Annotated in this window: 9 protein-coding genes; 4 read left to right on the forward strand and 5 right to left on the reverse strand. The window is 35.4% G+C overall.

Annotated elements, in window-relative coordinates; genetic code table 11:
- Positions 1-9: 9 nt before the first annotated feature.
- Positions 10-3141, reverse strand: a complete 3132-nt coding sequence (locus R2Q16_RS11875) for a TonB-dependent receptor (protein ID WP_316737290.1) — start codon at positions 3139-3141, stop codon at positions 10-12.
- 365 nt (positions 3142-3506) lie between these two features.
- Between R2Q16_RS11875 and R2Q16_RS11880 the strand changes: the two genes are divergently transcribed.
- On the forward strand, positions 3507-4406 hold the full coding sequence (locus R2Q16_RS11880; RefSeq protein ID WP_410478161.1) for a 3-hydroxybutyryl-CoA dehydrogenase: 900 nt from the start codon (positions 3507-3509) through the stop codon (positions 4404-4406).
- Positions 4407-4438: 32 nt separating this feature from the next.
- Positions 4439-5461 (forward strand): Holliday junction branch migration DNA helicase RuvB, encoded by a 1023-nt coding sequence (gene ruvB, locus R2Q16_RS11885; RefSeq protein ID WP_316737291.1) that lies wholly within the window; start codon positions 4439-4441, stop codon positions 5459-5461.
- 268 nt (positions 5462-5729) lie between these two features.
- On the opposite strand, the gene R2Q16_RS11890 is transcribed toward ruvB, so the two are convergent.
- A complete protein-coding gene (locus R2Q16_RS11890) occupies positions 5730-6110 on the reverse strand; it encodes a GxxExxY protein (RefSeq protein WP_316737293.1) in 381 nt (126 codons plus the stop codon).
- A gap of 119 nt (positions 6111-6229) precedes the next feature.
- On the opposite strand from R2Q16_RS11890, the gene R2Q16_RS11895 reads away from it, so the two are divergent.
- A complete protein-coding gene (locus R2Q16_RS11895; RefSeq protein WP_316737295.1) occupies positions 6230-7738 on the forward strand; it encodes a bifunctional GNAT family N-acetyltransferase/carbon-nitrogen hydrolase family protein in 1509 nt (502 codons plus the stop codon).
- A 62-nt stretch (positions 7739-7800) separates the two neighbouring features.
- Here the strand turns inward: R2Q16_RS11895 and R2Q16_RS11900 are convergent, their stop codons facing one another.
- Positions 7801-8007 (reverse strand): hypothetical protein, encoded by a 207-nt coding sequence (locus R2Q16_RS11900; RefSeq protein WP_316737296.1) that lies wholly within the window; start codon positions 8005-8007, stop codon positions 7801-7803.
- 136 nt (positions 8008-8143) lie between these two features.
- Between R2Q16_RS11900 and queG the strand changes: the two genes are divergently transcribed.
- Positions 8144-9082, forward strand: a complete 939-nt coding sequence (queG, locus tag R2Q16_RS11905; RefSeq protein ID WP_316737297.1) for a tRNA epoxyqueuosine(34) reductase QueG — start codon at positions 8144-8146, stop codon at positions 9080-9082.
- Between the two features lie 54 nt (positions 9083-9136).
- Here the strand turns inward: queG and R2Q16_RS11910 are convergent, their stop codons facing one another.
- Together R2Q16_RS11910 and R2Q16_RS11915 are read right to left on the reverse strand one after the other, a co-directional pair.
- Complete coding sequence (locus R2Q16_RS11910) at positions 9137-10993, reverse strand: M1 family metallopeptidase (RefSeq protein ID WP_316737299.1); 1857 nt, start codon at positions 10991-10993, stop codon at positions 9137-9139.
- 72 nt (positions 10994-11065) lie between these two features.
- Entirely contained in the window at positions 11066-12013 is a 948-nt protein-coding gene (locus R2Q16_RS11915) for an exonuclease domain-containing protein (protein ID WP_316737300.1), read from the reverse strand.
- Positions 12014-12043: the final 30 nt, after the last annotated feature.

The raw sequence follows: 12043 nt of genomic DNA on the forward strand, positions 1-12043 counted from the left end.
AGTATATTCTTAAAATCCAACATTTAAACCCACTAAAAATGTTCTGGCTCTTGGGTTGGTATTGTAATCCAAACCAGCTTGACTGTTAGTAGATGTACTATAATTTAATTCAGGATCTAAACCAGAATATGGAGTAATTACAAACGCATTTTGTACTTGTGCATAAACGCGTAGTCTGTTCAATTTTATTTTATCGGTAAATAATTTCGGGAAAGAATAGCCCAAAACAATGTCTTGTGCTCTGATGAATTTACCATCCTCTACAAAGCGAGAAACTGCGCTTGATGTTAAATTTGTGAAAGCATCTCGTCCGTAGTAAACTTTTGGAACATTGGTAATTTGACCAGCGGTTGTCCATCTTTCTAAAATCTCTGTTCCATTATTCAAAAACTTTTGATTTAAAAGACTTTCCTGACGGGTAATGTTCATCACTTTGTTACCACCTGAAAACACCATATTGATATTCAAATCAAAACCTTTATAGCTGAAATTATTTACAAAACCACCATAATATGTTGGGTTTGATTGGCCTAAAATTTTCTTATCAGTTGCCGCTAGTGTTGTTGCGGTTATTAAAGCTGTTGGATTTGCAGCATCGTAAATGTAATAAGTTTGGTTTGCAATGTTTCCTTGGATAATTGAACCATCAGCCTTAACATATAAGGGATTTCCGTTTGCCGCATTTACACCTGCATATTCAAAACCGTAAATAGAACCGATAGATTCTCCAACTCTGTTGATGTTGTAGGTATAAGTTATATCCGAATTGTTGTTTGATAGCTGTGTGATTTTATTTTTCACAAAAGTGATGTTAAAAGTAGTATTCCATTTGAAAGGGCTATCTCTAAGGATATCAGCATTTAGTGAAAACTCGTAACCTTTGTTGTACATTTTACCAACGTTCTGGTTAATAGAATTTCCAGGGACACCTAAAGATGGCGCAGTTGGGGCTGCTAAAATCAAATTATCAATATTATTTTTGAAATAATCTGCTGTTAAGGTAATTCTGCTGTTAAATAGTGTTGCATCAATACCCACATCATACTTACCACTTGTTTCAAACTTTAAGGAGCTGTTACCAACTTGTGTATATGCTAAGCCACTTTGCACACCATAAATTGCTGCGCTAAATGTTCCGGCAAATGGATAATTTCCAATATCTGTATTTCCTGTTTTGGCATAACTACCTCTAATTTTGAAGTCGTTTATGAATTTAAAAGCATCATTACCTTTAATAAAATCTTCCTGTGATAATCTCCATCCGGCCGAAACACCTGGTAATTTTGCACTTTGATTTCCTAATGGTAAAGAAGAAATTGCATCTATACGGTAAGTTCCAGATAATAAATAGCGGTCTTTATAACTGTAATTTGCTCTGGCGAAATAAGATTTGTAAGCATTTTCTGATACACCACCACCAATACCGAAAGTTGATTGAGTTAATGAGCTGCTAATAATGTTTTCGCCACTAAAAAATGTACTTGATAATTGTGAACCACTCGCATAAAATGAGCGGCTTTTAGATTTTTGATATTCAATGCCTACAGTGGCACCGAATGAATGGTCGCCAATTGTTTTATTATATGTTGCAGTATTTGTCCAGCTGTATCTAAACCTTGGAATATACTGTTGCAGCTCGTAACCTTTTGTTGCGCTACCGCCATCACCATGTAAAGGATCTAAATACTGGTAATCCTCACCTAAAATATTCATGGTCGAAACTTGCGAACGTAAATTTAATCCATCAATAATTTTTACATCAGCAAAAGCATTTCCAAGTAATGTAAAAGTTTGGTTTTTGAAGATATTATGGTCTAACACATATTTTATGTTGGTGTAGTTATCATCAATCTCTTTCAAATTTGCTCCACGACCTAAACGAGCATTATCTGAACTCAAATTATAACTTCCATCAGCATTAAAAGCACCAACGTTAGGCAAAGCTCTAATTGCATTACCAATATTTCCGGATAACGAACTTGTGCCCGAATTTAAGCCTGTATTTTTAACATAAGAGCCAGTGATGCTTGCGCCAAACGTTAAATAATTGCCCAAGGCTTTTTGCTCAAACTTACCAGAAAACTGATATTTATTTTGATTATTAGCGACCGTTGTGCCTTTTAAATCGGCATATCCTAACGAGAAATAATAGTTTGATAAGTCTGTAGCACCACTAAAAGAAATATTGTGGTTTTGCTGAAAAGCATCTTTATTGAATACTAAATCCTGCCAATCTGTATCAATAACATTTCCAGAAGCATCATTTGCTAAAACTGCTTGCGGTGTTGTTGTACCCGAATTATATAATTTTTCGTTCGCAATCGTTACAAATTCTTGTGCATTTAATAAATCAAAACGTTTTGAAACATTTGACCATGCAAACCAAGAGTTATAATTTACCTGAGTTTTGCCTTTTGTTCCTTTTTTCGTTGTGATGATAATTACCCCATTTGCACCTCTGGATCCATAAATCGCAGTTGCAGCACCGTCCTTTAATACATCAACACTTTGAATATCGTTCGGGTTAATATCGCCTAACGGATTTACAGAAGCCACACTACTAGAACCGCTTGAAATAATTACCATTCCATCCACAACATATAATGGATCAGCTCCAGATGAAATACTATTTGTACCACGAATACGAATACGCGGACCAGCACCCAAAATACCGCTTGAATTGGTTACCTGAACACCTGTAACCTTACCAGCCAAAGCCTGATCGAAACTGGCTACTGGCTTTCCGGCTAAATCTTCACCCTTGATACTTGCAACCGAGCCGGTTACATCTTTTCTTTTTGCCGTACCGTAACCAATAACAACAACATCGGTTAAGGCTTGGGCATCAGCAGCTAATGAAACATTAATTTTTGTGGCTTTACCTACAGTTACATTTTGTGATACATAACCTATGGAAGAAAATTGCAACACAGTTGATGAACTAACCTTGATAGAATATGTTCCATCTGCGCCTGTAGATATGCCATTTCTACTGTTCAAAACCTTAATACTAACCCCAGGCAAAGGCAAACCATCTTCTTTTGCCGTTACCATTCCCGTAACAGTTCTTTCTTGTGCCGATACTTTCGTAACCAGCAATACCATAAAGAACAACAAACACTTTAGTAGTTTTCTTTTCATTTACATTAATTTTAGTTTAAATTGTTAATAATATTTTTGAAGAATTAATCATAGCATAGCCGATGTAGAACCGTGTCCTGCTTAAATGAGCCTGCAAAATGATTAGTCGTATTTATCACCTATTTGGAAAACTTGAGTGGATTTCCAGTTCTTTACGAACAAATGCGATGATTAATAATTCGAGGACTAATAAAACGGTTCTGAAAAATAAAAAATGTTAAGTAACGATGAATCCGATACTTGTATCGACAAAATATTAAAGAAATGTTAATTGATATTTTTTAACAAAAAAGCCCGAAATTTTTGTTTATGGAGGGTTTTTTCATCAATTTACAATCAAATTTTAACAATAATAATTAGCACATATTATGATGAAGAATATTTCAGTAATTGGTTCTGGAACAATGGGAAACGGAATTGCACATACTTTTGCGCAGTTCGGATTTAGCGTTAATTTAATTGATATCAACCAAAATGCTTTAGATAAGGCGATTGCCACTATCGATAAAAACCTAGACAGGCAAGTTGGAAAGGGAACTTTAACAGATGCCCAAAAGGTTGATACTTTAAATAATATAAAAACTTTCACATCTATCGCTGATGGGGTAAAAACAGCTGATTTAGTTGTTGAGGCTGCTACAGAAAACATTGAACTGAAGCTAAAAATCTTTAAGGAATTGGACGGCTTCGCACCTGCTCATGCCATTTTAGCATCAAATACCTCATCAATATCTATTACTCAAATTGCTGCTGTTACCAATCGTGGCGATAAAGTTATTGGTATGCACTTTATGAATCCTGTTCCGGTGATGAAATTGGTCGAGGTTATTCGCGGCTACCAAACCAGCGATGAAACGACTAAAACCATTATGTCGCTTTCTGAAAATTTGCAAAAAGCACCTGTTGAAGTAAATGATTATCCAGGTTTTGTTGCAAATCGCATTTTAATGCCGATGATTAATGAAGCAATTTATACTTTATATGAAGGTGTTGCTGGCGTTTATGAAATTGATACTGTTATGAAATTAGGTATGGCACATCCGATGGGGCCATTACAGTTAGCAGATTTTATTGGTTTAGATGTTTGTTTGGCTATTTTGAAAGTATTGCATGATGGTTTTGGAAATCCGAAATATGCGCCTTGTCCACTACTTGTAAATATGGTGGCTGCTGGAAAAAAGGGCGTAAAAACTGGTGAAGGTTTTTATCAATATACTGCAGGTTCAAAAGAATTAATTGTTGCCGAGAAATTTAAAAAATCCTAATTTTTTTAGCATTTAATTTTATATTTGCTGATATGAATGAAAATCTTGATCCAGAAGCAAGCAATTTAACACCAACCGATAGAGATATTGAGCGTGTTTTACGTCCGCAAGCTTTTGAGGATTTTACCGGGCAGGAAAAAGTAATGGAAAACCTGAAAATTTTTGTTCAGGCGGCAAAACTTCGTGGGGAATCTTTAGATCACGTTTTACTTCACGGTCCTCCGGGATTAGGAAAAACGACATTGTCGCATATTATCGCCAATGAAATGGCTACGGGTATAAAAGTAACATCCGGACCAGTTTTAGATAAACCTGGCGATTTAGCTGGTTTATTAACGGGTTTAGACGAAGGTGATATTTTATTCATTGATGAAATTCATCGTTTATCACCCTTGGTAGAAGAATATCTGTATTCTGCTATGGAAGATTTCAAGATAGATATTATGCTTGAAACTGGTCCAAACGCAAGGTCAGTGCAAATTTCATTAAACCCATTTACTTTAGTCGGTGCAACAACCCGTTCTGGTTTATTAACCGCACCATTACGTGCCCGTTTTGGCATTAATGCAAGATTAGCTTATTATGATGCAAAACTACTAACTACCATTGTATTACGTTCGGCAGAGATTTTAAAAACACCAATTAGCGATGAAGGCGCTTATGAAATTGCACGTCGTAGCCGAGGTACACCACGTATTGCTAATGCACTTTTACGTCGAACAAGAGATTTCGCACAAATTAAAGGTAATGGTAAAATTGATACCGAAATTGCAAGCTATGCGTTAAATGCATTAAATGTTGATGAGCATGGTTTAGATGAAATGGATAACAAGATATTGGTAACCATTATTGATAAATTTAAGGGTGGTCCTGTGGGTTTAAAAACCATTGCAACAGCTGTTGGCGAAGATGAAGGCACTATTGAAGAGGTTTACGAACCATTTTTAATTCAGGAAGGTTATATTATGCGTACTTCTCGCGGTCGTGAGGTAACTGAAGCAGCTTACAAACATCTTAAAAAGAGTTTTCCTGGACAGACAGGGAAATTGTTTTAGTTTTCCAGCTGATTTAAAATGATAAATTGCGCAGATTCTCGCGAATTATTGGGTTGCGAAAGAAAAAGTCATTTTAAATCTGCGTTTCTTTTTCCGCGAAAATCTGCGGGAAAGAGATAATTAAATGCCTTCTTAAAAAATAGCTAATAATTTCCCGCTGATTTATAGTGATAAAAACCGCTGATTTGCGCAGATTCTTCTAACAGCAAGCAAAAAAATCATTTTAGATCTGCGTTTCATTTCTGCGAAAATCTGCGGGAAAAAACTATTAATCCAATCTATAAATCTTTCTAAATATACCATCCATTATATTATCTGTGTTAAAATTTACAAGCAACCCTAGTTTTAATCCGGACAATTTCAAGTAAGTAAGCAATTGTTTATGATGAACATTCGAAATCATCTCAACAGATTTAAGCTCGACAATAACTTTTTGCTCAACTACCAAATCAAGTCTATACCCTACATCAATAGCCACATCTTCATAAACCATTGGTAAAGCAACTTGACTTTGTACTTCAAGTTCTTCTTTTTGAATTTCATATTTCAAGGCCGTTTCGTAAGCTGATTCCAATAATCCAGGGCCCAAGCTATTATAAACCTTAAAAATACATCCCCGAATAATGTATGAAATTTCATTTTCAGTCATATATAAATTTATTAATAAATATAATTATTCCAAAAAAGAGTAAAAATCAATTTAATCAAAAATTAAGTTCAAACATTAGCTTACTATTTCTGTTCATTAGTTGTAAAACCCAACAAATTATGAATATAGAATTACGAAGATTAACACTTGAAGATTATGCCGATTTAAAAGAATCTATGTTACAGGCCTATGATAGTATGGGCGGTTCTATCTGGCCCAAATCTAGTATTGCTAAACTTTTAAATATATTTCCAGAGGGACAATTGTGTATTGCAGTTGATGATAAAGTTGTGGCCTGTTCACTTGCTATAATCGTGGAATATGATGAATACGGCGACAGGCATACATACAAATTAATAACTGGCGATTACTCTTTTACCACTCACGACCCAAATGGCGATACTTTATATGGAATTGAGATTTTTGTACATCCAGAATTTAGAGGTTTAAGATTAGGTCGCAGGTTGTACGAAGCCAGAAAAGAACTTTGCGAAAGTTTAAACCTAAAAAGTATTATCGCTGGCGGAAGAATTCCGGGTTACCATACTTATGCCGAAACGTTAACGCCCAGACAATACATTGATAAAGTAAAAAGTAAAGAAATTTACGACCCTACCCTAACCTTTCAAATTTCAAATGATTTTCACGTAAGAAAAGTACTTAAAAACTATCTTCCTGGCGATAAAGAATCGAAAGAATATGCCACCTTGATAGAATGGAATAACATTTACTACCAAGGTGTTGATGCTTCAGCTCGTTCGGCTATGACAATTAGACTGGGTTTGGTTCAATGGGAAATGCGTTTATTCCCCGATTTAAAAACCTTTTACGAGCAGGTTGAGTTTTTTGTTGATGCTTTAAGCGGATACAAATCTGATTTTGTGATGTTTCCGGAGCTATTTAATACGCCGCTTTTGCAACCCTACAATCATTTACCAGAGATTGAGGCTATGCGCAAACTTGCCGAAAAAACACAGGAAATTGTTGATAAAATGCATGAGTATGCATTAAGTTATAATGTAAACATTATTACCGGAAGTATGCCCTTGCTTGAAGAAGGTAAACTATATAATGTTACTTATTTATGCCATAGAACGGGTAAAATCGACGAATACAGAAAAATCCACATCACACCAAACGAACAAAAATATTATGGAATGATTGGTGGAGATAAGGTACAGGTTTTTGATACCGATTGCGGTAAAATTGGGATTTTAATTTGCTATGATGTTGAATTTCCGGAACTGAGCAGAATTTACGCCGACCAAGGCATGCAGATTTTATTTGTTCCCTTTTTAACTGATACCCAAAATGGTTATACCCGCGTAAGGCATTGTGCACAAGCCAGAGCGATAGAAAATGAATGTTATGTAGCCATTGCAGGGTGTGTTGGTAATTTGCCAAAAGTGAATAATATGGATATTCAATTTGCTCAATCTGCAGTTTTCACGCCTTCTGATTTTGCTTTCCCGACCAATGCCGTTAAGGCCGAAGCTACACCAAATACAGAAATGGTTTTGGTTGTTGATGTTGATTTGCACCTATTGGATGAATTACATCATTACGGTACAGTGAAGGTTTTAAAGGATAGAAGAAAAGATTTATACCAGGTTAAGCTTTTGAAATAAATTAAACATAAAAAGCCGATTATCATAACGATAACCGGCTTTTTCAATTATACTAAAGCTAATTATTTCCGCATGGCGAACCATACAATTAATCCAATAATTACTGCTATTGGTAAAATCCATTTTAAAACCGAGCCTGCACCATTTTCATCTTTTTCTGTAACCGCTGGTTTTGCTGGTCCCGGATCTTCTTTATGATTTTCGTAATCTTGCTCTATCGGTTTTGGAGCTTCTCCACTTTCCGTATGTTTCGGATCTATATTTTCCATTGTTAAAAATTTGCGTTAGTTGGACTATTTGGCTAAACGATTATGAAATGAGTTTCAAATCAATTTTGTAGCATTTAAAATAACAACAAGCAATAAAGCAAAAGGTTTTAATTCTAAGCCCTATCTTTGCAAAGCGATGTACAATAATTCTGCAAAATATAGCCAACTGATAAAAGATGAAGCCTTGCGCCTCGGCTTTCTGGATTGTGGTATTTCAAAAGCAGAATTTTTAGAAGAAGAAGCCCTTCGCCTGGAGAATTGGTTAAAAAATAATCACCATGGTGAAATGAAGTATATGGAAAATTATTTCGATAAACGTCTCGACCCACGCTTGCTGGTTGATGGTGCAAAATCGGTAATTTCGCTCTCTCTAAATTATTATACCGAGGATAAACAGCAAGATCCGAATGCACCAAAAATTTCGAAATACGCGTTTGGACAAGATTATCACACTGTGATAAAAAATAAGCTAAAAGAACTGACTTATTTTATTGAGGAAAATATTGGCGAAGTCTCAGGCAGAGCTTTTGTAGATTCTGCTCCTGTTTTGGATAGAGCATGGGCTAAACGTTCGGGTATTGGTTGGGTTGGTAAAAATTCAAATTTAATCAGTAAACAAAATGGCTCATTCTTTTTTCTTGCAGAGCTGATTATCGACTTGGAACTTGATTACGATAATCCATTTCAAACCGACCATTGCGGCACATGTACACGTTGTTTAGATGCTTGTCCGACCGATGCCATAATTGCTCCACAAGTGGTAGACGGCAAAAAATGCATCTCTTATCTAACCATCGAACTTAAGGATGAAATACCAAACGAGTTTAAAGATAGAATGGATAACTGGATGTTTGGTTGTGATATTTGCCAGGATGTTTGCCCTTGGAACCGTTTTTCGAAGGCACATAATGAGCAAGCATTTAAGCCTGAAACTGGCCTTTTAGATTTAAGCGCAAAAGAACTTACCGAAATTACGGATGAAGTTTTTAAAAAGGTTTTTAAAGGTTCTGCTGTTAAGCGCACCAAGTATTCTGGATTAAAACGAAATATCGATTTCTTAAAAACCTCAAATTAGAATTACAAAGCAATCGGCTTTACGCCAGATTACTCTGTAATTCAAAAGAATTTGCTAATTCACCGAAAAACTATTATCCGATTTAACTTTATCAGGTGTATGCGGATTGCCCATTACAACTTTATTAAGCTTTTTTGTCGCTTTAATATTTATAGTTGTTAAGTTATTTCCTTTTTCCCAAACGGCAATTGTACTGTGGTTTTTTTCAACAGAACCATCTTCAAAAGATAAAGTTAAATCTATTGGCAAAGGTTTGCCTTTATTTTCAATAACTACTGAATAACCATCATTCGTTTTTGTTGCTGATTTAATGGCCATATCTGTTACGCCACCTTCGAAAAACCAACGTTTCCAAAACCAATTTAAATCTTTACCACTTCCAACATTCATGCTGTTGAAGAAATCGTATGGCATTGGATGTTTACCATTCCAATTTTTTATGTAGTGATGCAAAGCTTTTGTAAATAATTCTTCACCAAGAAAATCCTTAACATATAAATAAGCCAATGCGGGTTTTGGGTAAGAATTTGTAAACGAACCTGAACCCTTTAATTCAGGTGTTAATGTCATAATCGGCGAATCGTCTTTGCCACCAGAACTTGATGCAGTGGGTTGAATTCCATATTCGTCAACAATTGTAGAATCAATCATCGGAGAAATTAACCACTCGCCTATCGTTGCCCAACCTTCGTCCATCCAGCCATATTTAGTTTCATTTATGCCCATGTAAAACGGAAACATGGTGTGAAAAATTTCATGGTCGGTTAAAGTAATTGCATCTTCACGGTTATCTACCGGATTATCATTTACCATCATCGGATATTCCATTTGGTCTAAACCGTCAAAAACAGTTTCGTGGCTATAAGGAAATGGCCACTTTGGAAATTTAAAACTCATTGCATCAACCGTTTTACGAGCAAAATCAATCACCTCATAAAAATCTTTATGTTTTGGGTTGAAAATAGCATCAACTCTCGTTCTTCTTTTAGTGGCAGAATCGACCACCAAACTTGATGATTTCCACAAATAATGATCACTTAATGCGAAAACAAAATCAGTGACGTTTTTAGCATAAAATTTAAAAGTGTTAAATGCTTTGTTTTGAGTTACTTTTCTATCAGCTAAGTCTTTTTCAGTAATTACATCAATTACAGCATCATTTTTCTCTGCTGATGAAATTCTTGAAACGATATCCTTTTGGAAAACATCAGAGGTATTTTTTAAATCGCCGGTTGCCCAAACGCCGTAACCACCAGGAACGGTAATTTCTGCGTTGAAATTATCGAAATCGTTATAAAACTCCTCTGCACCTGTGTATGGGAATTTATTCCAGCCATCAACATCATCATAAACAGCTATTCGCGGGAAGAAATAGGCAATAAAATGCGAACCATCGTCAACTTGTCCGGTACGCATATGCGAACCTTTATTTAAAATGTAATTGTAAGAAATCGTAAAATTGATGGTTTTTCCTGGCAAAACCGACGGAACATTTACAGTCATGTTGGTTCCATTGATGTTAAAATCACTGATGGCTTTTCCATTTGCAGCTAAACTTTCAATTTTAACGCCTTCACCTAAATCAGATTCTGCAAATTTCGATTTTCTTGGTATACCCTTTTTATAAAGATTTGGATACAACTTAAACCAAATTGTTTTTAACGTATCCGGGCTATTATTGGTGTAAACTACATCAACCTTTCCATCTAACAATCGGCTAGTTGGATTAAAATTAACTTTTAGATTATAGTTCGAAGTGTTTTGCCAATACTTTTTTCCAGGCTTGCCATCCATGCTTCTTGTTTCCTTTTGATAGGTTTTCTGAAAAACAGGTTCAATTGGAAGTTGCGTTTGGGCATTTGATAAACTTCCGGCAAGTAAAAAGATGGCAGTTAGTTTTAAAAATTTCATAGTGATGTTTAAAATGTAAAAGGCATAAAACACAAATTTAATCTGTGTTTTATGCCTTTTATTAAATCTTATTTATTTACCAAACTTCATTTTTAGCTGCTCCAGCATATCTGTGTTTATTGGCTGTGCAGGCTTTTCCTGAGGTTTTGGTTTGTTGTAATTAGGCTTTGCCGATTGAGGTGTATTTTGTGGTTTTACCGATCTGTTTTCGTTCTTCTTCGCATTGAATTTTGCCCATTCTTCATCAAGTTTTTTCTTGGTATAAAGCGGGAAATCTCCATTCTTCATCCAGGCATAATAACTTGGCTCGATGCTAAAAACTTGTGCTGTCGTTTTACCTTTATGCTTTCCGAAGTTGAAGCAAACTTCATTTTTATCGTTATAAACCATTCTTCCAGCGAAATCCACCGGCTTATTTATATTGGTAAAAGTATGTAATGCCTCAACATCATTTACTACAGGTTTCGATTTAACACCTTGTTTATCTTCAAACTCTTTGTCACGATACATATCCAACTGTCCAAGCAAAACCTTATAAGTTGCGATAACATCAGCCTCTGCAGCGTGTGCGTTAACCAAATCCTCATTGCAATAAAATTTATAGGCCGCCTTCAATGTACGTTGCTCCATTTGATGGAATATATTTTGAACATCAACAAATTTGCGGTTGCTCATATCAAAATCTACATCGGCACGTAAAAACTCTTCCAAAAGCATCGGGATATCAAATTTATTTGAATTATATCCGGCCAAATCACCCTCACCAATAAATTCTGCAATTTCTTTAGCCAGTTCAGTAAATGTTGGTTCATTTGCTATGTCTTCATCATAAATACCATGAATTAGCGAAGTTTGCAACGGAATTGGCATTTCAGGATTTACACGCCATGTTTTAACAATTTCGGTACCATCTGGCATAGCCTTTAAAATTGCAATCTCAACTATTCTATCTGCACCAACATTTATTCCGGTTGCTTCTAAATCAAAAAAGGCTAATGGGCGTTTTAAATTTAATTTCATTTCTATAATGTTTTGGCGTAAAAAAACGCC

It is taken from the genome of Pedobacter aquatilis, from assembly GCF_032678425.1.
GTDB classification, from domain to species: Bacteria; Bacteroidota; Bacteroidia; order Sphingobacteriales; family Sphingobacteriaceae; genus Pedobacter; species Pedobacter aquatilis_B.